Annotated in this window: 23 protein-coding genes; 16 read left to right on the forward strand and 7 right to left on the reverse strand. The window is 56.9% G+C overall.

Annotation, left to right across the window (positions count from 1 at the left end):
• Positions 1-241: 241 nt before the first annotated feature.
• Positions 242-1,822, forward strand: a complete 1,581-nt coding sequence (locus tag AC5DDB_RS11840; protein WP_491739936.1) for a TolC family protein — start codon at positions 242-244, stop codon at positions 1,820-1,822.
• 3 nt (positions 1,823-1,825) lie between these two features.
• On the opposite strand, the gene AC5DDB_RS11845 is transcribed toward AC5DDB_RS11840, so the two are convergent.
• The 5 genes from AC5DDB_RS11845 to AC5DDB_RS11865 all read right to left on the reverse strand — a co-directional run bounded on the left by AC5DDB_RS11845 (position 1,826) and on the right by AC5DDB_RS11865 (position 6,258).
• Positions 1,826-3,193 carry a sigma-54-dependent transcriptional regulator gene (locus AC5DDB_RS11845; RefSeq protein WP_491739937.1) on the reverse strand — a complete coding sequence of 456 codons (1,368 nt, stop codon included), beginning with the start codon at positions 3,191-3,193 and terminating at the stop codon, positions 1,826-1,828.
• 131 nt (positions 3,194-3,324) lie between these two features.
• Entirely contained in the window at positions 3,325-3,885 is a 561-nt protein-coding gene (locus AC5DDB_RS11850; protein ID WP_491739938.1) for a hypothetical protein, read from the reverse strand.
• A 100-nt stretch (positions 3,886-3,985) separates the two neighbouring features.
• Positions 3,986-5,254, reverse strand: a complete 1,269-nt coding sequence (locus AC5DDB_RS11855; protein ID WP_491739939.1) for a sensor histidine kinase — start codon at positions 5,252-5,254, stop codon at positions 3,986-3,988.
• A gap of 104 nt (positions 5,255-5,358) precedes the next feature.
• Positions 5,359-5,742, reverse strand: coding sequence for a hypothetical protein (locus AC5DDB_RS11860; protein WP_491739940.1), 384 nt, complete (start codon positions 5,740-5,742; stop codon positions 5,359-5,361).
• A gap of 132 nt (positions 5,743-5,874) precedes the next feature.
• Positions 5,875-6,258: a hypothetical protein gene (locus AC5DDB_RS11865; protein ID WP_491739941.1), complete on the reverse strand. Its 384-nt coding sequence runs from the start codon at positions 6,256-6,258 to the stop codon at positions 5,875-5,877.
• An 82-nt stretch (positions 6,259-6,340) separates the two neighbouring features.
• Here AC5DDB_RS11865 and AC5DDB_RS11870 point away from each other — a divergent pair, with 82 nt between their 5' ends.
• Genes AC5DDB_RS11870 through AC5DDB_RS11880 form a run of 3 tightly spaced genes read left to right on the forward strand, consistent with a single transcriptional unit; the run spans position 6,341 to position 8,956 of the window.
• Positions 6,341-6,940 (forward strand): RNA polymerase sigma factor, encoded by a 600-nt coding sequence (locus AC5DDB_RS11870; protein WP_491739942.1) that lies wholly within the window; start codon positions 6,341-6,343, stop codon positions 6,938-6,940.
• Between the two features lies 1 nt (position 6,941).
• Positions 6,942-7,826, forward strand: coding sequence for an anti-sigma factor family protein (locus AC5DDB_RS11875; protein ID WP_491739943.1), 885 nt, complete (start codon positions 6,942-6,944; stop codon positions 7,824-7,826).
• A 32-nt stretch (positions 7,827-7,858) separates the two neighbouring features.
• Complete coding sequence (locus AC5DDB_RS11880) at positions 7,859-8,956, forward strand: potassium channel family protein (RefSeq protein ID WP_491739944.1); 1,098 nt, start codon at positions 7,859-7,861, stop codon at positions 8,954-8,956.
• A gap of 128 nt (positions 8,957-9,084) precedes the next feature.
• On the opposite strand, the gene AC5DDB_RS11885 is transcribed toward AC5DDB_RS11880, so the two are convergent.
• Positions 9,085-9,294 carry a hypothetical protein gene (locus tag AC5DDB_RS11885; RefSeq protein ID WP_491739945.1) on the reverse strand — a complete coding sequence of 70 codons (210 nt, stop codon included), beginning with the start codon at positions 9,292-9,294 and terminating at the stop codon, positions 9,085-9,087.
• 63 nt (positions 9,295-9,357) lie between these two features.
• Positions 9,358-10,476 carry an exo-alpha-sialidase gene (locus AC5DDB_RS11890; RefSeq protein WP_491739946.1) on the reverse strand — a complete coding sequence of 373 codons (1,119 nt, stop codon included), beginning with the start codon at positions 10,474-10,476 and terminating at the stop codon, positions 9,358-9,360.
• Positions 10,477-10,776: 300 nt separating this feature from the next.
• Between AC5DDB_RS11890 and AC5DDB_RS11895 the strand changes: the two genes are divergently transcribed.
• From AC5DDB_RS11895 to AC5DDB_RS11950, 12 genes are all read left to right on the forward strand, one after another.
• A complete protein-coding gene (locus AC5DDB_RS11895; protein ID WP_491739947.1) occupies positions 10,777-11,067 on the forward strand; it encodes a metal-sensitive transcriptional regulator in 291 nt (96 codons plus the stop codon).
• 65 nt (positions 11,068-11,132) lie between these two features.
• A complete protein-coding gene (locus AC5DDB_RS11900; RefSeq protein WP_491739948.1) occupies positions 11,133-11,465 on the forward strand; it encodes a four-helix bundle copper-binding protein in 333 nt (110 codons plus the stop codon).
• A gap of 104 nt (positions 11,466-11,569) precedes the next feature.
• The gene (locus tag AC5DDB_RS11905; protein WP_491739949.1) at positions 11,570-14,065 is read left to right on the forward strand and encodes a heavy metal translocating P-type ATPase; all 2,496 of its coding nucleotides are present in this window, start codon (positions 11,570-11,572) and stop codon (positions 14,063-14,065) included.
• 444 nt (positions 14,066-14,509) lie between these two features.
• On the forward strand, positions 14,510-15,397 hold the full coding sequence (locus AC5DDB_RS11910) for a periplasmic heavy metal sensor (RefSeq protein WP_491739950.1): 888 nt from the start codon (positions 14,510-14,512) through the stop codon (positions 15,395-15,397).
• Between the two features lie 82 nt (positions 15,398-15,479).
• Positions 15,480-15,770, forward strand: coding sequence for a glycogen-binding domain-containing protein (locus AC5DDB_RS11915; protein ID WP_491739951.1), 291 nt, complete (start codon positions 15,480-15,482; stop codon positions 15,768-15,770).
• A 123-nt stretch (positions 15,771-15,893) separates the two neighbouring features.
• Positions 15,894-16,364: a hypothetical protein gene (locus tag AC5DDB_RS11920; RefSeq protein WP_491739952.1), complete on the forward strand. Its 471-nt coding sequence runs from the start codon at positions 15,894-15,896 to the stop codon at positions 16,362-16,364.
• A 67-nt stretch (positions 16,365-16,431) separates the two neighbouring features.
• Positions 16,432-17,688 (forward strand): cation:proton antiporter, encoded by a 1,257-nt coding sequence (locus AC5DDB_RS11925; RefSeq protein ID WP_491739953.1) that lies wholly within the window; start codon positions 16,432-16,434, stop codon positions 17,686-17,688.
• A gap of 130 nt (positions 17,689-17,818) precedes the next feature.
• Positions 17,819-19,864: a 2Fe-2S iron-sulfur cluster-binding protein gene (locus AC5DDB_RS11930; RefSeq protein WP_491739954.1), complete on the forward strand. Its 2,046-nt coding sequence runs from the start codon at positions 17,819-17,821 to the stop codon at positions 19,862-19,864.
• A 29-nt stretch (positions 19,865-19,893) separates the two neighbouring features.
• Positions 19,894-20,664, forward strand: coding sequence for a hypothetical protein (locus AC5DDB_RS11935; protein WP_491739955.1), 771 nt, complete (start codon positions 19,894-19,896; stop codon positions 20,662-20,664).
• Positions 20,665-20,700: 36 nt separating this feature from the next.
• Positions 20,701-21,162 (forward strand): hypothetical protein, encoded by a 462-nt coding sequence (locus AC5DDB_RS11940; protein ID WP_491739956.1) that lies wholly within the window; start codon positions 20,701-20,703, stop codon positions 21,160-21,162.
• 8 nt (positions 21,163-21,170) lie between these two features.
• Positions 21,171-21,956 carry a cytochrome c3 family protein gene (locus AC5DDB_RS11945; RefSeq protein ID WP_491739957.1) on the forward strand — a complete coding sequence of 262 codons (786 nt, stop codon included), beginning with the start codon at positions 21,171-21,173 and terminating at the stop codon, positions 21,954-21,956.
• A 41-nt stretch (positions 21,957-21,997) separates the two neighbouring features.
• Positions 21,998-24,124, forward strand: coding sequence for a glycogen debranching protein (locus tag AC5DDB_RS11950; protein WP_491739958.1), 2,127 nt, complete (start codon positions 21,998-22,000; stop codon positions 24,122-24,124).
• Positions 24,125-24,172 lie beyond the last annotated feature (48 nt).

Below are 24,172 nucleotides of genomic sequence, written 5' to 3' on the forward strand. Positions count from 1 at the left end.
TCGAAATGCGGCCGGGACGACTTCCCCGCAACGAAAGTGTGTCAGATCCGCTCAGACACATGTCAATTAAGCCCAACAACGGCAAGCAGTAACGACTACGGGGCAGATCTTACGGGGAAGTTGATCGGGCGGCGGGGAACCTCTCAAGCCTTGCAACCGTTGCATCCGATGGGATTGTCACAGACCGTCCATCTTGTGCGGACGCTTTCAGAGAGTGGTATACGTCGGCGGGGAGTGGAACATGTGGCGTCGATGGATTCATTGGGGCAGACCGTTTGGGATCTTGCTGGTCGCAAGTGCCGGTTGTGTCTCGCAACCGGCGCAGCAGCCCGAGTACGCCCAAATCGCCTATGAAGCAGAATTGGCAGCTTGTTTTCCGCAGCCGGAAGGACCAGTCACGTTGCCGCTGGAGGAAGTGTTCGCTGGGGAGCATCCGGTCGATTTCTACGTCGTCTCGGCCCTGGAACGGAACCCCGATCTGTTAGCGGCCACGCATCGGGTTACTGCTCAGGCCGAACGGATTCCGCAAGTGACTGCACTGGACGACCCGATGGTCAGCGAGCAGTTTTATCCCTTTGAAGACAACTCGTTGCAAACCGCGGGGGGACGGCTGCCGAGTACCTTGACGCTCTCCCAGAAATTCCCTCGGCTGAGCAAACTACGAGTGCGTGGCGAGGTTGAAGAGCAAGAAACGAAGATCGCCCTGACACAAGTTGCCCAAACCCAACTTCGCGTCACCGAGCAAGTCAAACTGGCGTATTACGATTTGTATGCGAATCAACAGGCAATCGAAATCACCGAATCCAGCCGCGAACTCCTCGAAGATTTGCTGAAATTCGCCGAGGCCCGTTACCGCACCGGTGGGAGCCAACAAGATGTCCTTCGCGCACAGCTCGAGTTGGACCGCATCCAAGATCAATTGATTCAGTTGGAGCGGATGCTCCGCGTCTCGCAGGCCGACATGGCCGAACTGCTCCACACATCGCCGGAAACAGAACCCTTGGCGGATAAGAAAGTCGACTTGGAAGACGTTCCCGAAGCCATCGACCTTCTGTACGAAGCGGCAGTACGTTGTCGGCCGGAACTGCAAGAACGGTTGCATGCGATCGTCCGCGATCAACGTAAACGCGAGCTGGCTCGGCTGCAATACTATCCCGATTTCAATGTCGGTCTCGGCTGGCAGGCGGTCACGACCGACAACGCTTTGGCGCGCAACGCCAACGGGAACGACAATTTCTTGGTCACGGTCGGCTTCAACTTGCCGATCTGGCAGGATAAGCTCCGCGCCGGTGTGCGGGAGGCGGAATCACGGGTACTGGCCGATGCCCGCAGCTACGACGCCGAGCGGGACGACACCTTCCGGCAAATTCGCCGCCTGATCGCCCAAGCCGACGCCTTCGAGCAGCAAATCGAACTGTTCACCGAGAATATCATTCCGCGAGCCGAACAGACATTACAGGTGTCCGTCGCCGACTATCGTGTGGGCAAGGTCGACTTCTTGCAAATCATCGACAACTGGAACGAGTTATTGCGGTTCGAGATTCAACTGGCGCGACTGCGAGCCAACTTGGGGCAGACGCTGGCATCGCTGGAGCTAGTCGTCGGTTGTCAATTGGCGACCCTGCCGGAACTGGTCACACCAGAACCTGCGCCGGTGCCTAACGCTCCGCCGCCAGCCCTCGAAGACGGCGAGAAACCTGCACAACCGGATCCTGCTCAAGAAAAGTCCGAGAAGAAAAAACCAGACGATGAGAAACAGGAACTGATCCGCTTGTTTCCGACCGAGGCCGAGTTTTTCCCGGCTGACAAAAACCGTTACTAATGCTTAGGATTCATCCGCGTGATCCGTGGCGTTGAGTCCATACTTTTCAATGAGGCGGTACAAGCTGCGTCGGCTGATCCCTAGAGCCTTGGCCGTGCGAACCTTGCTGCCGCCTTCGCGGGCGAGCACTGCAGCGACATGCAGCCGCTCCCGCTCGGCGAGAGCGTCGGGTGAGGCATCGGTCGTTGCTCGTCCTAGCAACCGATGATGTCCGGGTTGTCCAATCAGCTCGGGAAGATCCTCTAAGCGAATCTCGGGGCCATCGGTCAGGATCGTCGCCCGTTCGATGACATTCGCCAGTTCCCGGATATTACCAGGCCAGTCATACTCACGAAGCGCGGTCTGGACCTCCGACGTCACTTGCCAGTCTTGCCGATGAAAACGCTGCAAGAAATAATCGGTCAACAGCGGAATATCTTCGCGGCGATCGCGTAACGGAGGAACTTCGATGCTCAGCACGTTGATGCGGTAGTACAAATCGTCGCGGAAGCGACCTGCCTGGACTTCCTCACGGAGATCCCTGTTCGTGGCCGCGATCACACGCACATTGACTTGGGTTTCGCGTGTCGAACCCACGCGTCGCAGACTGCCGTCCTCTAATACGCGGAGTAATTTCGCCTGCAAACCGCCGGCAAGTTCACCGAGTTCGTCGATGAACAACGTGCCTCCATCGGCCACCTCGAATAATCCCAACTTGGCGGCGGTCGCTCCGGTGAAGGCCCCTTTCTCGTGCCCGAACAGTTCACTTTCGAGAAGCGTTTCCTGCAAGGCAGCACAGTTGATCGTGACCATCGGTTTCTCGGCCCGCAGGCTGAGACGGTGCAGTGCTCGCGCGACCAATTCCTTTCCGGTCCCGCTTTCACCGAGAACCAAAACGGAACTTTCGGTGGGGCCGGCTTTCTCGATCAGATGCCGCACCCCCTGAATGGCTGGCGACTGTCCGATGATGTGGGCGGAGGCGGCGGAATTCCGCTCCAATGCCGCCCGCAATCGGGTGTTGTCGCGGTGCAGCCGTCCGTGTTCCGCAGCTTTCGCCAATGTGACTGTGAGGGCGTCGAACGAGCAGGGTTTCGTGAGATAATCGAACGCTCCGCGACGAATGGCGGTCACGGCGGTGTCGATGCTGCTTTCACCGGTTAATAGGATAACTTCGGTGTCGGGTGTGATCTCTTTTAACCGAGGAAGCAGTTCTACCCCGTTCATGCCCGGTAACACCAGATCGACGAGGGCCACCTCGAAGGACTGTTCTCGCGCCGCTTTCAAAGCAACTTGTGGTGCGGCGGCTTCATAGACTTCATGACCTTGCCGCGCCAAGCGGCGGGAGATCGTCTGGCGGAAATCATCATCGTCGTCGACAAATAACACGTGCATGGCAAAACAGACAACGACCGCGAGGTGCACTGTCTGAACAGCAGACAGGCACCTCGACGGCACTGGCGGAGGGAAGGAAAATGACTTGGATTCTCAAAATCTCTGCGTTGAAGTTCGGACGTGGAAAAGACTTACTTTTGGCCCTCCGGAATTGAGTCCGTGTGTTCGTGCGATGGGCTGTCTTTCAGGAACAGCCGTTCGGCCTTTTGTTGCTCGATCAGACACTGCTCGAGTTCTCCCAAGACATTTTCACAGCAAGCCATCACGGCGTTGCCGTGCGGATCTTTTTGGCAGCAGGTCTTGTGCATCGTCTGGTGATGCTCGGTGGCCTTCTTCAGATGACCTTCCGCGCGATCGAGTATTTTCAAGACTGGCTGATTGCCGTGGGCTTCTTCACGGGTCATCTGCAGATGACGATGCGCGGACTCCAGCGACCGGCCGACTTCCTCGGACTGCATCCGCAAATACTGCGGAGCCATCCGCGGAGCTTGCGCCGAGTACCGGTAGACATTGCCGGTCACACTCCGGGCGTGCCGCGTGGACTGCTGAGCGGCACGGTTGTTCCAGAAGCCGCTGCCGTAACCGCGTCCTCCCCGCGTCTTGGGACTGCCCTGAGCCCATAGCGGGCCGGTGCTCATGGCGGCAACGGCGAGAGCCGCCAGAAACAAGAACGTGCGGCGGTGCGTGTTCATCTTCAACTCCTGTCACAAAAAAAAGGGAAGTTTGTCAATCCGATCAATCTGCAAGGCAATAATCGTTCCCATTTCATCAGGGAATTTTCGTGAGCAATTTTCAGGGGTTTTGCTGGGATTCGCCTTTGACCGAGGGGCGATTCTGCCCCTCGGGGGGCGATTCTGGCACGGTGGGCCGAAGAGATTCTTTCGGCAGGCTAAAATAAAAGCGGCTGCCAGTACCGGGGACAGATTCCACCCAGACATGTCCGCCATGCTGCTCCACAATCCTCCGGACAAAGTACAATCCCAAGCCGCGACCAGCGGTATTTTCGGACGTCGGTCCACGGAAAAACGGGCGGAAGATTTCTGTTTGAAGGTGGAGAGGCACACCGGGGCCATTATCCGACACGCAGAAAATATGCTGACGCTCGGAAGGCAGATGCTCGATCATGACTCGGCCGTGATTGTGCTCCAGATGCCCGATGGCATTGGACACCAAATTCGCGAACACCTCTCGCAATCCCACGGGATCGGCCTGAACCTGGATCTGTTCCGAGATCGGAACCCATTCCACTTCTTTCCCGCTGCTGTAAGACGGAATACGATCGGCCACGTCTTGCAACAGTTCGCTCACATCGACATCGCGTGGTTTCCCCGCGTGTTCCGGGTCCGAGAGAATTCGCTCCACGACCCCAATAACCTGCCAACAACGACGACTGGCGGAGGAGATCGTCTCACAAGCCGCCTGTGGAATCTGATCGGCAAAATCCTCGGCCACCTCGTCGCAGGCGTTAGCGATGGCATTCAAGGAACCGCGAATTTCATGGCCGGCGAGCTTGGCATACTGTTGGGCTTTCAACTCGGTTTGATAGACCATTTGCAAGGCCCGTTCCAACTCCGAGTTCCGTCGCCGCAGATGATCCGTGGATTCGGCGAAATAGGTTTCCAATGCCAGGCCGACATCCAGCAGGATGACCTTCAGCAGCGACAGCAGTTCCGTCGGCATCTCGCCCCCCAGGCGGCGGGCGAACTCGGGAAAACACAATTGAATGTACAAGTTGTATGCTCCCAGATACCACTGAGGATCGAGTCCGATTCGCTGATGCTGTTCGCCCACCCGGAGCCGCTTCTCGAAGTAATCCTCCCCATATTCGCCGGAAACCAGCTCCAAGAAATACTGCATTTGCTCGCGTTTGAGACGTTCGAGTTGCTCGGCATCCTGCAGGAATTCGGCTGTCTGAGGATGAGCTTGCAAATGCCGATAAAATCCCGCCGCGAAATCCGCCGCCATTTCTTCGAACGATTCATGGAGCGTCGCGAGCGTCTCTTCGTCCAGGGACGTGACGCCGAGAAACTGCTTGCGTTCGTTACGTGATTCGGCGTTCAACCTATATTTCTGCACCAATCGCAGCACCGCACCGCCTCCTCAATTTCTAAAATGAACCGCCGGCACGACCACTAAGCCGTCCGGCGGCATTTGTCGACAAACGGTTACTTTTCGAGCTTGGCGAGGTACTTGTCGGGATTTTCTTTGACCTCTTCGACGCAGCCCTTGCAGCAGACCCACACAGTTTGATCTTTCACGTCGACCTTGATCGGTTTGCCCATCGAACCCAGCGGTTCTTCCGTTACCGGACAAATCTTCTGAGCCTTTGCGGACTTTTGCTCGTCCGGGGAGAGCTTGGCGAGATTAGCCTCGATCTTCTTGTGCTCATCGCCGTGGGTGGCATGGTCGTGATCCGACTTGGAATCGGCAGCTTTCTCGGCGGTAGCGGGTGGGGTATCAGGGTTATCGGGGGACGATCCACAACCCATGGCCATGAACAGTAAGGCCGACAGAACCACCGCAGACAACACAACAGACAGACGCAACATTCGAGTCATCCTTTGCAAAGAAATGCAGAAGTCTGCGCACACGCGTGCGCAGCAGAATCTCATTCAGGGGTTTGCCATCCGAGTCAATCCAGAGGATCGCCGTTGGACGGACAACATCAGAGAGAGGAGGGTCTACAGCAGAAATCGCTGTAACAGCACTTGGAGGGCTGGCCCAGCGTCGTCCATCCACTTCGCTCGACCACTAGGAGCTTCATCCTGGGAGGGAGCGAACCTGCTCGGCAGAGCGACACGCACCGCGGTTTGGAAGTCCAGCAAGGTCTCCCCGTCGCTCGCGTCGGACAGAAGAGCCGCAACATCTCCCAATTGGCAACGGCAAGGCGAAGGCATTTGAGAATCCTCATTGGATTCCTCTGAGCCGCCGCAGTAAGGACATGCCGACGCTTCCACGGAAATTGAAACGGCTGATGTTTCCCACATCGGTTGCGCACAACCACCGCAACACAGGCGTGGCGTGTTCACGACGAGCAGGATGATGGTCAGCGTCCAACGGAACATGATTCTCCTGTCCATTGGATGCCGACAGGGACGGAGTTCTTCGCGAATTTCTTGGAATTTTGCTAATCTTCCTCGGAGAGCCATGAAAGACATGAAGAAATCGCCGTCTCGCGGCATCAAATCTTGTGACGAAGATGAGCTAACCGGTCGAGCGGAGCCGGCGGCCACGCTGCTGAATGCCTGTCAAAACGGTGATCGAGAAGCGCAGCGGCAAATTTACGAACTCTATAAAAAGCCCATGTATCAATTGACCTTTCGGCTCGTCGGACCGCAAGAAGCCGCCGATCTGACTCAACAAATCTTCCTGCAACTCTTTCAGAAAATCGATCAATTTGCGGGCCGATCCCGGTTTCGTACTTGGCTGTATCGCCTCGCCGTCAATGAATGTCTCCAACATCTTCGCCGTCAAAAGCGGACGGTTCCGGGAAGGCTCGTCGCGGATCCGGTGGATTCATCGGTCAGCGAAATCGATCGGTTGGAGCAGCACGAATTGCTGGAGCATGTATTAAGTCGACTAGAGCCAGACCTTCGAACGATTTTTCTGCTCAAAGAGGTGGAGCATTTGAGCTATGCCGAACTGGTGGAGACCCTTGAGATTCCCGAAGGGACGGTCGCCTCGCGGCTCAACCGAGCACGGACGCAGTTAAAAGCCAGTCTCATTGAACTGGGATGGGAGCCTTGACATGAACTGCGAAACGGCTCGCGATCTGCTTTCCGCTTATCACGACAACGAACTTTCCCCCGAAACCGCCGAACGACTCAGTCAACATCTGGCCGATTGCCGCGTCTGCCGAGAAGAATTGACGGGTTTTCGATCGCTCTCTCGACTCACAGTATCGCTTCCCGAACCAAGTGCTCCGCCATCGTGGTCGGCCGTCGAAGAGCAATTGACCGGCCAGCCATCACAGCCATTGGCGGTCCAAGTAACTGGTCCCGAAAAGAGCTCTCGACAACGTCGTGGGATCGCCATCGCACTGAGCTTGGTCGCGATGTTGGCCGTCGGGCTCTTTTGGTTTTTGAATGGGGAAGAATCTGACGAGCCGGGAGAATCTCACGACCACGGCAAACACTTGGCCGTCAATTTCGATCGATATTTGACCCTATTTCCCGATCAACCGCAGAAGGCTCAGCAGGTGCTCGTAAGCCATTACCGGGGAAAAGCCGTGACGATCGAACAGGCCGCCGCCCGTTTGCCATATCGGCCCCTGGCCGCTGCCGGTCCACCGCCGGGTTACGAATTGGATGCCGCGTATCTGTTGGACATGCCCTGTTGCCAGTGTCTCCAAGCCATTTACGGCGACTCAGCTGGCGGCCAACTGGCGTTATTTGAACACGAAGCCGACCAGCCGATCTGGTTCGGGAAGCGACCAGCTTTGACGGCCGAATGTGCCGGCATGAACTGCCGCATCGTGCAATTCGATTCCCGATTGGCATTCACGTGTCCGTTGGGACCGCGGTATGCCACCGTTATCGGCGCACGAGATTTGGAAGAAGTGATTCGCATCGTCGAATACTATCAGTTGCAGAACAATCAAGTCTCGCTCCGACCGCGACCGACACTTCATTGACGCCCGATCGATTCCATTGGACATGAACGACTATGAGCTCTATGGATTGGCTCTTGCGATTGCTTGGCATACTGTGCGTTGGCTTGGCGGTCGTGGATGTGTATCTGACAGTGCTCTTCCCACGGAGTGGCGTTGGCCTTCTCAGTTCCCGATTACATACGGCATGGTGGCGAATATTGCGTTTAATCGCTGGCGGATCAACCTTTCTGAGAAGAAATCTGCTGCCTCACGCTGGGCCGCTCCTGCTCATGATGGATATGCTCGTCTGGAGCAGCTTGCTTCTCGGCGGTTTTGCCCTGATTGTCTGGCCGGAACTCGGCTCCGGCATTCAATCGAGTGGAAAAGAACCCACGCCGCAGGATTTCGGTGCGGCCCTGTATTATGCAGGCTATAGCTTAACAACTTTGGGCACCGGCGATCTCGTTCCGACAACCGGAACCATGCGGCTTTTGATGGTCGCTCAGGCCGGATTAGGTTTCAGCGTTCTGACATTATCGTTGACCTACTTCATGTCGGTCTACAGTGCCTTGGCACGTCGCAATCGGTTTGCCCTCTCACTGCATCATCAAGCCAGTGGGGGTGATGCGATTAGGCTGTTGTCAGGCCTGATGCAGGGCTCTGACTCAGCTACACAACGTGAATTCTCCGACATCAATACGAACCTGAACGATCTCTACGAATCGCATCATTTGTACTCGATCGTGCACTATTTCTACCTTCCAGAGGCCCATTATTCGATGGCACGAATGTTGTTTCTGAGTCTGGATTCCGTGTCTCTGGTCTGCACGGCGTTGGACTCGCAGGAGTTTCAGAGATTGACAAGGACCGCATCTGTGGAAGGAGTCTGGCGGAGCGGGAGGCACATTCTTGAAGACCTTTCGCAGTCATTTCTGCCAACCTCCTGGCGAACCGACACATCGGCCGATGACGAGGAACGAATGGCTTGGAAGTCGCACTACCAGCACGCAGTCGAGACCTTGCAGCAGTCGGGCATGAAAACCACTCCCGACGTGGAAGCAGGTTGGCAGCGCTATCAGGAATTGCGAGCCCAATGGAATGGCCTGACGCATTCCTTTTGCGAGTATATGGCCCACGATTGGCAGGACATTGTCCGCACGAACCACAACTAATACGACTCTTTCATTTCGGGCAAAATCATCGAAAGGCATCAGCGAACGTGTTTGTCCCACAGACCGTACTATTCGGTTTTCGGACCGCGGGGTAAGGACAACAGCAGCACGCATGTCGCGGCGATAGTTCAGGTAATGGCATCGCCAACCGAGCCGCCGGCCAATATCCACGGCAGTCTGCCGACCAGCAGTGTCAAAGGCACATTGAGATACCGCCCAAACCGCAGCACCTTGCCCATGCAGACGACCGAGACGGCGACAATCAGCGCTCCGCCGAAGTGACCGACATCGGCATCGCCCGTTTTGATGTCTACACCAAAGAGTGTCGGTAGAAACATCAGTCCGAGCCCGAAGTCCTACCAATTCTTGCTCATAATATGGATCAAATCAGTATCTCGGCGTCATGATTTCGCTGACACGACCTGCACCCGAATCCGTTTGTTTTGACGGCGACCCTCTTCCCAAACCAGCACGACCGGACCATTCCCCGCAAGCGGCGCGGCAAGGACGGGGTCATTCGCATGTTGGGCCATTGTCTCGGGACGTGTGTGCTGAGGCCGCTGCAAAAACAACTCGCCGCCATCTTTCGAAATCCAGCTCATCCAAACGCCTTGCGGATTCACGGCGATCCAAGGTTGCTCGCCGGAGCCCAAACGAACTTCCTGTTTCTGGCCGGGCAGCGTGGCGAAGATCGCTTTTTCGCGTCGCCAAACGGAAGCCACTTGCCCCGTTCTTCCCGCAGCCACCGCTCCGCCGTCCATTGGGCAATGATCGATTCGCCAATGACCTTGGCCCAACTGCTCGGCTTTGGAAAAGGTTCGGCCACCGTCCGTTGAGGTGGTCAGGTACAGGTCGCGGTTCCCGCCCAGCCAATTCCGCCACATGACATAGAGTTTTCCCTGAGCATCGAAGGTCACGCTGGGGTGACAGCACTCGCAGACATGGTCGTCGGGTGACTGATAAATCCTTTGGTTTTTGCTCCACGTATTTCCTCCGTCTCTTGATCCCGAACCGAAGACTTCCATACCGTCGTTCCGAAGATCCAACCAGACACAGTACAGCTCTCCCTTCGGGCCGGCGGCCATCGCGTGCAACCCTTCACGCGCAGCTTTCGGGACGTCGTTGACAGTCACCGGCCCTTGCCACGTTCGACCGTGATTCTCCGACCGCCACGCTAGCAGCGTTCCCCCTTCACCAATGGCGGTGATCGCCACGGTGTCTCCGGTGGCTGCGATCCGAGGACCGCGTCGGCTGCCAAGAGCCAGTGATGACAGCGTGGCTACGGGCACCAGCTTGTCAAACCGTTGTCCGCCGTCATGCGAAGCGGTGCAATACACGGTTTTGCCAGCTCCAAACGCGACGTATACCTCTTGCGGTCCGGCTACCGCCGCTTGCGGTTGCTGCGGTTCCGCTCCATTCTCCGACAACGCTATCATGACCGGTTCAGCTGCCACGGCGGCATTAGCTTCCACCGCGAAGAGGACCAGCCACGTAACGAACATCAATGCCTTGTGAACCATGCGAGTTCCTCTGATATGTGTGGCTTCAATGTGATCCAATCCCGATTGGACTCCGATGATCCGGTCGGTGAATTGGATATATCCTAGAAACCCCTACCGCGTATGGCAAATCTCTCGCGTGGCTGACGGCTTCCTTTCCAGAACCGCTCGCGGGCGTGCCGATTCCGCACACTCTTGCCAGTTCGGGGACTCACCAGTAGAACAGGAAACGTCGTAACGCTTTTTCGGAGTTTTCCCCATTGATTGAACGCAGCAGGCGGATACCATACCCCCTGTTGGGTATCCTGTGAGAGGTTCTCAATGCTCAGTGAGTCAGCAAAAGATGATTTGGCAAAACGGCTGCGGCGGGCAGAAGGTCAGGTCGCCGGCGTCGGTCGGATGATCGAGAACGACGCCTACTGCGTGGATGTGTTGATGCAAATTTCCGCCGTGATGGCCGCTCTCGGCAAGGTCGGGCACATCGTCTTGGAAACGCACATCGACACTTGCGTCACCGATGCGTTTCGGACCGAAGACGATTCCGTCCGCAAGCAGAAGATCGAGGAGATCATGAAAGTCTTCTCTAAGTATGCCTACATTCGCGGCCGCTGAGCCGAGAACTTCTCGCAGGAACCCAGTTCATTTTTCAAAACCGAATGGATGAAGGAGATGGGTTCATGCCCCAGATGAAACCGGAAATGAAGCAGTGTGTGGACACCTGCCTGGAATGTCACCGGGTCTGCCTGGAGATGCTGTCGCGGCATTGCTTGGAGCAAGGCGGCAAGCACGTGGAGCCCGAGCATGTCCGGCTGATGCTCGACTGCGTGCAAATCTGCCAGACCAGCGCTGACTTCATGACGCGCGGTTCCGAGCTGCATGAATATGTCTGCCGGGCCTGTTCAGAAGTTTGCAAAGCCTGTGCTGAGAGTTGCGAGAAGGTCGGCGGCATGGACGAGTGCGTCTCCGTCTGCCGGAAATGCAGCGAGTCCTGCGGCAAGATGGCGGCTTGATGGCCATTTGATAACAAGCAGTTCTGGAATCAAACCGGGCCGAACACTCGTCAGGGCGGTTCGGCCCGGTTGTGTTGATGGCTTGAGTGAAACGGGAGGATGTGATGACGAACACGAATCAATCAACCGAATCGGAAACCGCGACCGACCCGGTATGCGGGATGGCAGTCGATCCCGATACGGCTCTGACCATCGAACATGAAGGACACTTCGTCTACTTTTGTTCCGAGCATTGCCAGAGCAAGTTCACGCACGATCCGCAAACGTATTCCGCAAAGACACATCCCGCCAAATCGCATGACTGTTGCCACCATTCGGCCGAGAAGTCTGTCCCCTGGGAATCGCGTCGCACGCAAACGGCTTCGGGTCAGTATACCTGCCCAATGCACCCGGAGGTCGAGCAGGATCATCCCGGCGATTGCCCCAAGTGCGGTATGGCGTTGGAGCGGACCGGCCCACCGGCCTCGATATCACAGACAATCTACACCTGTCCGATGCACCCAGAAATCGAACGCGATCAGCCAGACGACTGCCCGATCTGCGGCATGGCGTTGGAACCGAAAACGATTTCCGTACGCGGGGCCGAAGAAGAAGACGACTCTGAACTCCAGGACATGACCCGGCGATTTTGGATCGGACTGATCTTGGGAGTGCCGATTGTCTTGCTGGCCATGTTGCCGATGCTCGGCGTGCCGCTGCACCAGTTGATCTCACCCCGGTTGTCTCAATGGTTGCAACTCGGCTTGGCGACACCAGTCGTCTTATGGTGTGGATGGCCGTTCTTTGTTCGTGGCGGAAAATCGATTGTCAATCAGCATCTGAATATGTTCACGCTGATCGCCCTGGGTGTCGCTGCGGCGTATCTTTACAGTGTGATTGCTGTGGTCTTTCCGCAGCTATTCCCAGTGTCGTTTCAAGAAGCCCATACGGGGCTGGTCGGTGTTTATTTCGAAGCGGCGGCGATGATCGTTGTGCTCGTGCTACTCGGCCAAGTGATGGAACTTCGAGCCCGTAAACGCACCGGCGGAGCCCTGCGCGAACTGATGAACCTCGCCCCGCCGATCGCTCGGGTTGTCGAAGACGGCAACGAACGCGAAGTGTCGCTCGACGAGGTGCCAGCGGGGGCGTTGCTGCGAGTTCGTCCCGGTGAGAAAGTCCCGGTGGACGGCGTCATCACCGAGGGCGGCAGCAACGTAGACGAATCGATGATTACCGGCGAACCGATGCCCGTCGAGAAAAGCAGCGGCGACCGGGTCATCGGTGGCACGGTCAATCAAACAGGCTCCTTTCTGATGCAAGCCGAGCAGGTCGGCGGCGAGACCGTCCTGTCACGAATCATTCAGATGGTCGCCGACGCCCAACGCAGCCGAGCACCGATCCAACGCGTCGCCGATATGGCCGCCGCGTATTTCGTGCCGTTCGTGGTCGGGGTGGCGGTGGTGACGTTCTTCGTTTGGTTGTTTATCGGTCCCGAGCCGGCTTTCACGTTTGCGTTGGTCAATTCCGTCGCGGTGTTGATTGTAGCCTGTCCGTGTGCGCTCGGGTTGGCCACACCGATGTCGATCATGGTCGGCGTCGGACGGGCGGCCCGCGAGGGCGTGCTGTTCAAGGACGCTGCCGCTTTGGAAACGCTGAGAACCGCGGACACACTGATCGTCGACAAAACTGGTACGCTGACCGAGGGTCGACCGAAACTGACGGACTTACAACCGGCTAGTGACGTCTCTGCCGACGATCTTCTGCGACTTGCCGCCGCTGTGGAAAATCAAAGCGAGCATCCGCTGGCCCGTGCAGTGGTCGAAGACGCGAAAGACCGTGGCATTGAGATGGGCACGGCTGCCGACTTTCAATCGATCACGGGCGGCGGTGTGCAGGGAACCGTGGACGGTCAGACGATTCTGATCGGCAAACCGGAATTGCTTCGCGAGCACGGTGTCAGTGGCGTCGAGGAACTCTCTGTACAAGCCAATCGTTTGCGTGGCGACGGTAAGACGGTTCTATTTGCCGCCGCCGATGGAAACATGGTGGGCCTGCTCGCGGTCGCTGATCCAATCAAGCAGAGTACGCCCGCCGCCGTTCGCGAACTGCATCAACTTGGTTTGAAAATTCTGATGCTCACCGGCGATCACGAAGCGACGGCTCGGACGGTGGCCGAGAAACTCGGTATCGACGAATTCGAAGCCGGTGTCAGTCCCGAAGACAAGCATGCCCGCGTCGAACAGTTGAAGCAAGCCGGTCGTGTTGTGGCCATGGCTGGTGACGGCATCAATGATGCCCCAGCCCTCGCTGCCGCGGATATCGGCATCGCAATGGGCACCGGCACCGACGTCGCCATCGAAAGCGCCGGGGTAACGCTTGTGAAAGGTGATTTGGGCGGGATCGTGCGGTCTATTCATCTGAGCCGGGCTGTAATGAGGAACATCAAACAAAACCTGTTCTTCGCCTTTGTCTACAACGCGCTAGGCGTGCCGGTCGCCGCCGGCGTGCTCTATCCGTTGACCGGCTGGCTCCTCAGCCCGATGCTCGCCGCCGCCGCCATGAGTCTGAGTTCCGTCTCCGTCATCACAAACGCCCTGCGACTGCGCAACGTGCAGACCTAATTCTCGATCGCATTCGATCCAGTGTGCGGAAAGGTTTGACCCGATTCCCACGGGCGATGTGCGAATTCGGTTTAAGTTCGGAGAAACCTGCGCGCGGAAACGCTCGTTCTTGACTCGATTTCAAGTCGTGCTTCCTGAAATTCCGTACGACAAAGCCAAATTCTCATGCGGGGCATGGACCCACAAATCGATGCCTTGATCAACGATTTGCTGGGCTGGAGCCCTTTCGAGCCATGCCCGCTCCCTAGCGAGTTGTTCGGAAATCTTCCTGTCGCGGGAAGAAAACTGGTTTGTGGCGCAGCAATCGCTTCGGGAACTTTGCGAGCAAGCGATCGTCGTTGCCAGTACGCATCGGCGTGTCGGCAGGCTCTTAGCAAGACCGATCGCCACCGTGGCACCAGCCCGACATTCGGTCGACCAGTTCAACCAACCAGGAATTTTGCGATGTTCTCACGCCAATGGATTTGTCGATTTCCGATGTCCTTACTGCTGGCCTTTTCCGCTTTTCCAATACTTTCCCTCGCGCAAAATCCGACGACCGACAGGAGCAATACGCACGGAAATCAATCCGCTAGCCACGGCCGGGACACAGCCTCGTCTTTGGCTGAGCAACTCCGCGCCTTGCAGACCAAAGTCGCCACATTGGAAGCCGCCCTCAAACAACGACATCCAGTGGCTGCGATGAGTAGAGACGCGATGTTAATGGGTCAAAGTGACAAGCCGATGACGAATGGCTCATCGGAATCCGCGATGTCGGGTATGGGCCGCATGTCGGGCATGGGACAAGGCCGGATGATGAACGGTATGTCGGGGCAGAGCATGGTCCAAATGGGTATGTCGGGACAAAGCATGTCGGATATGGGCATGGGGAACATGAGCCCCATGGGAAATTCCGGCGTACGAATGATGGGCCGAATGTCGGGCATGGGACAAATGCAGATGGTGACGGCTTTACCGGGCTTCCCTGGTGCCTCCCACCTCTACCACATTGGAGCCACCAGCTTTTTCCTCGATCATTCCCACCATATCACGCTTACTCAGGAACAGCAAAATTCGCTGAATACAATCAAGGAAAACGCCTTGCTCGCCCAAGCGACGTTTGACCGGCAAATTGCCGAGGCGGAACAGGAACTTTGGGTGCTGACCAGTGCCGCCATGCCCGATGCCGCCAAAATCGAAGCCCAAATCCGTGAAATCGAAAAGCAAGGCGGTGACAAGCGGATCGCCTTCATCCGCGCCGTTGGTCAAGCCGCCGAAATTCTGACCGACGAGCAACGGCAATCGCTCGTCGGCATGCTGCCTGACCACAATACAGCGGGTGCAAAAAACTAGAACTAGGCAGGAATCAGTTGGATTCGAGCACGATCACCATCTTTGAAAAGTTCCCTCTTGAACATGCGAAAGGGTCCATCTGATGTCCAAGCAGAATGAGAAATCGATCGAACTGAGCTGCCATGCTCCCGATGCCGGCACGGTGTTTCTGGCCGGCACGTTCAACGATTGGAAAATGGATACGACGCCCATGACAAAGGACGACCAGGGCCATTGGGCAACGAAACTGCAGCTGCCGCCTGGCCGTTACGAATTCAAATTCATCGTCGATAACCAATGGTGCTGTGAGCCCAACTGTCAAGCCGGTGTCGAGTGTCCGATGTGTGTTCCTAACAGCTTCGGAACAATGAACCTAACAGCTTCGGAACAATGAATCGGTACATCGATGTCACGCCGTAAGGACAGGGAAGGCGAAAAGCTATACGCGACCTCATCACCGCTAAAAAGAAACGATCTGACCGCTGTGAATTCCGAGTTCAAAATGAAGGAGCCACTCATGACCAAGAAAATCAAACTCGTTCGAAAAATCGGCCTCACTTCGGGCTTCGCCCTCACCATGGCTTTGGCAGCCTGGTGGTCCATGGCGGCCCAAGCAGCCGACAAAAAGCACGCGGATCACGCCACTCATGGGTCTCAGGCTCAGGCGTTGAATCACATCCAGACGCAAGCGGAGGCAGAGGCCTTAAAACCGGGCGACTCGGTCGCGATGGTCTGCAGCATGTGCAAACACGTCATGATTCACCCGGTGACGAAAGACAAATCGCATGTCCAACTGATGACCGTCGGTCACAAGCACTTGTGTGCCGTATGCGGCGGCACTGTTACAGTTGTCGGCACGGGACGAGGGAAAGGCAAGCACGAGAAGGTGAAGCACGTCTGTTCGAAGTGTGGGGATGATGCGATGTTTGTTTGCGCATCCAAGCCGAACAACGTTAGTCAAGACCACCATGGCCACGACCAGAAATAGGAGTCCGGCCTATTTGCCAGGGCGATGCCTGCGACTTGCCTCAAAGAATAGTCAATAGAATTTTCTGATGGATGTCAAAACTGTCACGATCGTCGCCTTGGCAACGCTGCTCTTCAGTCTCATCTCGGCGAGACTGCGGCAGAGCATCGTCACCGCGCCGATGGTTTTCGTCTTGTTTGGATTGCTATTTGGTGATGCCGGGTTTCGTTGGCTGAAATTTCATCTCGCCAACGAGACGATCCATCTTCTGGCGGAACTGACTTTGGTCGTCGTACTGTTCACGGACGCATCGCGGATTGATCTGAAACTGCTACGCAGCCAACACAAACTACCGGTCCGGCTGCTGACGATTGGTTTGCCGCTGTGCATTGTCTTGGGAACTTTTGTGGCTTGGCTGCTGTTTGAAGATCTGAATTTTTGGCAGGCGGCGGTCTTGGCGACTATTGTCGCCCCGACGGACGCCGCTTTGGCCCATGCCGTGGTGACAAACCCCTTGGTGCCGACTCGCATTCGGCAAACCATCAGCGTCGAAAGTGGTTTGAACGACGGACTCTGTCTGCCCCTGTTTCTTATCTTCGTGTGCGGTGCCCGAGTGGCTGAGCATCCGGAAAACACCGCGTACTGGATTCGCTTCGCGGTGATGCAATTGGGATTGGGACCGCTGGTCGGCATTGGAATCGGTTTGGTGGGAGGGAAACTGATTGAACGAGCCTCACGAGGCCAGTGGATCCGTCATGCATTTCTCGAACTCACAACGCTTGCTCTGGCGCTGCTGGCTTTTGGCGGGGCGGAATGGATTGGCGGCAATGGTTTCATCGCAGCTTTCTGTGCGGGTTTGACGGTCGGAAATGTTTCGCGGTCCGTCAGAGCGGCGATTCACGAATTTGCCGAAGCCGAGGGACAGTTGCTCACACTGCTCGTGTTCCTGGTGTTCGGCGCGGTCATTGTTCCGATGGTCATTGACGACATCGATCTGCGTGTGCTCGGTTTCAGCCTCCTCGGCCTGAGCATGATCCGCATGCTGCCCGTCGCCATGAGCCTGATCGGGACAAACTTGCGGATGGACACACGCCTATTTGTGGGTTGGTTCGGACCCCGCGGCATCGCCTCGGTCGTCTTTGCCCTCATGTTGTTGAACGAAATCGAAGTGCCCGGCCGCCAAAGGATTTTTTCCACTGCCATTGCGACGGTGATGTTGAGCGTGCTCAGCCACGGACTTTCGGCATACCCCGCCGCGAAATGGTATGCCCGACGTACGCAACCAATAACCGAATCACGGACAGCGGAACATGAACCTATAACCGCCATGCCGTTTCATGGTTGAATGGCCCATTTTCATTTGTAGTTGGGCACTTGAGTCAAACCTGCCAACGAAGAGTTGATGCTCGGTCGAAAGACATCGACAGTCTTGAGACCATTGCGTGAGTCGAGGAGCCAGCCGAATGAGGCGTAAGATGATGACACAACCAGTTTCGTGGATGCGTGGCTTTGTATCTTCTATGGTCATGATGGCAGGACTGGCGGCGATGCCGCAGCCGGCGGAAAGTCAGGTCTCGCCCGAAGAGCATGCCAGGCATCACCCGAATCAGTCGCCAGGCGATGGGGCGTCCACAAACGAAGGGAATCGTTCAGGCAATGCCGGTCCGGGAATGATGGGCGGTGGCATGGGAGGCCGGCCCGCAGGTGTCGGTGTTGGTCCGCCCCAGGGGGCCGGTGGCATGATGGGGGGCGGAATGGGAGGCATGATGGAGAAAATGGGAGCGCCCCAGCCCAAGGAGATGTATCCCAAGTTGATGGACTTGCCCGACCTACCCCTGGAAGAACGGTCCGAGATCGAACGCGAGGCCCATCAACGAATGATTGACGGCACGGAATTGCTCTCCGCAGGTCTCGACGAATTGACGGATGCCGCGCCGACGGACGATTTCGATGCCATGCAAACCGCCACGGCGAAAATGCGTGAGGGGTTGGCTCAGTTTGAAAGCGGTCTCGCCGCCCACCGTGCTCTGGCCGAAGGCAAAGCCCCGCGCCACGTCGCTTTGCAATGGTTCAAGCGGGAAATGAATCTGCTACCGCCCGCCGGGGCCGCTCCCGAATCCCGATTCTGGGGGATGACGCCGTTTCATTCCTTCGTCATGCTGCTGCTGGTGACCTTCGCGGGGGTGATGATCTGGATGTACTTCTTCAAGATGCGCCGGGCGGCAGAGTTATTGGAGAAACTTACGGCGGCCGGACCGGACGGTGGAAGCCATGAGGCCACGGCGTCCCTGGCATCGCCTGCCGACTCGCCGGTAGCGAACGGTTCCAGTGCCCGCTCAAGCACCGAAAATCTCAGCCAAAAGGCTCTAGTGACGGCCGGAGATTGTTGCGACGACACGGTAGAGACCTGCCCAACCGACGCCGAAGCGACAGAGCAACCGGAGATTTCAAGCGGCTTGCTGCCGCTGCGCAAGAAGAAACTCTGCCGCCTGCGCGTCGCCCGCATCGATCAGGAGACACCCGATGTGAAGACGTTTCGGCTGGTCGCCTGTCATGGCGGCGGGGTTCCATTCAGCTATCTGCCGGGTCAGTTTCTCACGCTCACTTTGCCTGTCGGCGAGAAACCGATTCGGCGGAGTTACACGATTTCCTCCTCGCCGACGCAAGGCTACTACTGCGAGATCACAGTCAAGCGGGAAGAGCATGGGGCCGGTTCCCGGTATCTGCACGATCAGCTCAAGGTCGGAGACACGCTTGAGGTGCAGGCTCCCAGCGGCAAATTTGTTTTCACGGGTGAGGACGTCGACAGCATTGTCTTGATCGGCGGTGGCGTGGGGATCACGCCGATGATGAGCGTCACCCGCGCGTTGACCGATATGGCTTGGGAGGGCGAAATCTATTTCATTGTGGCCTGCCATGATCGTGAGCACTTTATCTTCGAGGCCGAACTCAAACGACTCGAGAAACGTCATCCGAACCTGCACCTCTTTGTCGCCATGAGTCGCATCGAGGAAGACATCGACGGTTATCGGAAGGGGCGGCTCTCCCGCGAATTGCTGGCCGAATGGGTACCAGAGATTGCCTCCCGACGGATTCACATTTGCGGACCGTCTGCGATGATGGATGCCGTCAAGAAAATGCTGGCGGAACTCGATGTGCCGGCGGAGAACATCCACAGCGAGAATTTCGGCGGCGAACAGAAACCGCGCGTGCGGGCGGAGCAGCGAGCCAAGGCGGCTCAGACGGACATCGCCGAGACGGGTGGAACGGTCAGCTTCAGCCAATCGGAGAAGTCCGCCCAATTCCTGGCGGACGAGACGGTATTGGAGGCGTCCGAGCGAATCGGCGTGAACATCGACTATTCCTGCCGCGTGGGAACATGTGGCGTGTGTGTCGTCAAACTCCTCTCCGGCGAAGTCTCGATGGAAGTCGAAGACGGCCTCGCTCCCGAAGACAAGCAGGCCGGGATGATTCTCGCCTGCCAAGCCAAGTCGACCGGCGATGTCGCGATCGAAGCCTAACAAGTCTGATCTGTGCAGGAGATGGGGGCATGAAAGAGCAGGAACGAGTGACCGCGACGGGTTTGGTCGTATTGCTCTTGATATTATGGTTGGGGTTTTTGATTCATCAATCGCCCCGGTTCGCAGGAAGTTTCTGGGGCGGCATGCTGGCCGTGTCCGGAACCACGTTGATGCTGGTTCCGCTCGGCTATTTGTTCATTAAACGCATCAAGCGGCTCAAGCAGTTCGCCACTCAGTATGTTTCCATGCGCACGCTCTTGGCGTGGCACATCTACGCCGGCATTCTAGGACCGATCTTGGTGCTGCTGCATACAGGGCACAAATTCGAGAGCCCTTTGGGAATCGCACTGACCGCGATGACTTTGGTTGTTGTTCTCAGCGGTTTCGTGGGACGCTATCTTATGCAGCAGTTCTCGCAGGAGATCCGGGAGAAAAAGACGCTGCTTTCGGAACTGACGGCCGTTTACGACCGAACTCGAACCGAAATTAGGCACCAGCCGCAACAAGCCGCTGCCGTCCGTCCGTTTGCCGGCTTCTTCTCCCGGATGGTGGCAGGCATCTTCTTGCGAGCCGAGCTCGAACCTGAATCAGGCCGCCCCGCGGGTTCTTCGGCGGCCGAGATGCTGCGTCTCACAGAATCCATGGCGGACGTCGAATATGCCATCGCCACGCATGAGCAGTTCAAGATCTGGTTCGGAAAGTGGCTCAAGATTCATATTGTGATTTCGTTCGTTTTGTATGCGCTGTTGGCATTGCACGTCTATTTCGCAATCTACTTTGGTCTAAGATGGTTTGAGTGACACCCGTTTTTTGTGCACAGCATTTTGGGAGAGAGATTGATGACGACGACCATACTTTGGAATCGCTTTCTGGTTAATATTTTCACGACACTTCTTGTTGTAGCGACGGTCCATGAATCCTTCGGGCAAGATTCCACCACGTCGCAAACTGCGACTCCGCCATCGATTGTCGAACTATTGCAACAGCGGCGGGCCGTGCTTTCGGAACTCGTGAGAGTTCAAACCAAAGCCTATCACCAAGGAGCGATCGAAATTGAAGCCGTCATCGAGGCGAGAGAGGCACTGCTGGGAGCCGAATTAGAACTCGCTGCGGACCATGCTGCGAGAATCAAACTGCTGGAACAGTCCGTTCATTTGGCGCGCGATCTCGTCAAGATGGCCAAAGCAAAACATGCGGCAGGACGTGCGTCTGTAGCAGATGTGCTCAAGAGCCGGGCGGAGCGCCTCGGCGCTGAAATCGCACTTGCGCATGCGCGCCAACAAGCCAAGCAGGACTGAATCGACTCATGAAAAGCAAGCAGTTCTATCTCATGGCGAGTGCCGCCACCCTTGCGGTACTCGTCATCTGGCTGGTACTTCCTGCCGAATCGAATTGGAAGCGACCCTCGACATGGCAAAGCGTGGCCAGCCCCGGAGCCTTATCGACGGCCCATCAGCATTTAGAACAGAACTGTGCCGCGTGTCACACGCCGGTGGCGGGCGTCAAGGCCGCCAATTGCATTGTGTGCCACGCCAACGACGAGTCTCTGCTGAAACGGCAACCCACGTCGTTCCACGCTGGCATCGGCACTTGCCGGGAATGCCACCGGGAGCATCAGAGATTGGCTCATCGTCCGACGAACATGGATCACGAGGCGTTAGTCGCCATCGGTTGGCGTCAATTGAGCGACGACGATTCCGACAGCCAAACGGAATGGCTCCAGGATGAACTCGTCGCTTGGACAAAAAATCGCGAAGCACCGCATCCGCAAATCAGTGCCCTCGAAGCGACACTGGACTGCACGACATGCCACGCCAATGACGATCGGCACTTTGATCTTTTCGGTCAGGATTGTGCGCAGTGCCATGCCACGGATCGCTGGACGATCCCGGAGTTCCGTCATCCCTCATCGAGTTCGACCGACTGTGCTCAATGCCATCAGGCACCGCCCAGCCATTATATGATGCACTTCAAAATGATTTCCGTCCGCGTCGCCGGTAAACCGCACGCCCGCGTCGATCAGTGCTTCCAATGCCATCAGACGACTTCCTGGAACGACATCCAGAGAGCCGGTTGGTACAAACATCATTAGCAGCCGACGAGATCGAAAACGTCTCGTATCAGGGGAATTGAATGCCCGAAGTCGAACTCTATGAATGCCGCCACTGCCGTACGCCATTGTCGCCATCTCGGCTGCGTGTCTGCCTGGATTCCTGGGCGGCGACGGAAGGCCAACCGTTCCCGCTCGGCGTGCGCTGGATTCCTGAAGAGCAGAGTTATAATTTCGCGATCTACTCGAAACACGCCGAGCAAGTCGAGTTGCTGTTCTTCACGAAGGATTGCCTCGCCGAGCCGGTCTTCGTGTTTCGTTTCGAACCTTTGTGCAATAAATCCGGTCCGATCTGGCATACGCGGGTTCCTGTCACGCTAATCGATGATGCCAAGTTCTACGGCTATCGGATGGCTGGACCGGCACCCCAATCTGGTTATGAGCAGCATGCGTTCGATCCAGAGAAACTGCTACTGGACCCATATGCGCGCTCGATTTTCTTCCCACCCGATTTCGACCGGTCGGCGGCTCAGCGGCCGGGCTCCAATCTCGGGTGGGCTCCGTTGGCCTTGCTTGACGAGTGTGATTGCCCCTTCGCTTGGGAGGACGACCAGCCGATTCGACATGAAGCCGATCTGGTCATCTATGAGATGCACGTTCGCGGCTTCACGCGACATCCGAATTCTGGCGTTTCCGTCGATCGACGGGGTACGTTTCAGGGCGTCATCGACAAGATTCCATATCTGATCGATCTCGGTGTGACGGCTGTCGAACTGATGCCTGTTTTCCAGTTCGACCCGCAGGAAGACAATTACTGGGGTTATATGCCGCTCGGCTTCTTTGCTCCGCACCACTTGTATGCGATACAGACGGATGTGTGTGCGCAGAGGAGCGAGTTTCGCCGCATGGTCAAGGCCCTGCATGCGGCTGGCATCGAAGTCATTCTCGATGTCGTGTTCAACCACACTGCCGAGGGCGACGAAGGCGGCCCAACCTACAGTTTCAAGGGGATCGACAACTCCACTTATTATATAATTACACCGGGCCAGCCAGCTCGGTATGCCAATTACAGTGGCTGCGGCAATACCCTACACACGGCGAATCGCGCCGTTCGCCGATTGATTGTCGACAGTCTGCGATATTGGGTAGCCGAGATGCACGTCGATGGGTTCCGCTTTGATTTAGCATCGGTTTTCGCACGCAACTCCGATGGCTCGATCAACCTCGACGATCCGCCTCTCTTTGCCGAGATTGCCGGAGATCCGCTACTGACCAGCGTGCGGCTGATCGCCGAGCCTTGGGATGCGGGCGATGGGTTTCTGTTGGGCCGGCGGTTTCCGGGAACGCTCTGGATGCAGTGGAATGCCCGCTACCGCGATTCATTGCAACAGTTCGTGCGGGGCGACGGAGGGCTGGTGGGGGAGTTGATGACGCGGCTTTACGGCAGCAGCGACCTGTTTCCAGCTGATGTATTCCACGCGCTGCGTCCATTCCAAAGCGTCAACTACATCACCTCGCACGATGGTTCGACGTTGTATGATCTTGTCTCCTACGATCGCAAGCACAACGAGGCCAATGGGCACGGCAACACGGACGGCCCGGAGGAGTTCACCTGGAACTGTGGAGTGGAAGGCGAAGCGAATGCGACTGCGGAAATCAGGCAGCTTCGTAAGCAGCAAGTCAAAAACTTCTTTTGCTTGTTGATGCTTTCGAATGGCACGCCGATGTTTCGCATGGGAGACGAATTTCTCCAGACCCAATTTGGGAACAACAATCCCTACATGGAAGACAGTGAAACGACATGGCTGGACTGGAGTCGCTTACGGATCCATGCGGACATTTTCCGCTTCGTCCAGCAGATGATCGCCTTCCGCAAGTCGCATCAGTCGTTGTCACGATCGCGGTTCTGGCGGGATGATGTGCAGTGGTCCGGCTCCACGGGGCCGGTCGACTGGGGGCCGGAATCTCGAACGCTCGCGTTCTTTCTGGGCGGACGTCAAGCCGAGAACGATCTCTACGTAATGATCAATGGGGACCGGGTGCCTCACCGCTTCGACGTTCCCAGCCACTCGACCAGTTGTTGGACCATCGCCATTCAGACCTCGGCAGTTTCGCCCCAAGATATTGTCGCCGATCTACAGGCACGGCCCGTCTGCGCGCGATCTACAGAACTCATGCCCCGATCAATTGTGGTGTTGGTCTCCGGTTGACGATCCTCCCAGAATCTTGTGGGTCGGTCACCCACATTCTGCGGCTGC

It is taken from the genome of Thalassoroseus sp. (assembly GCF_984380535.1).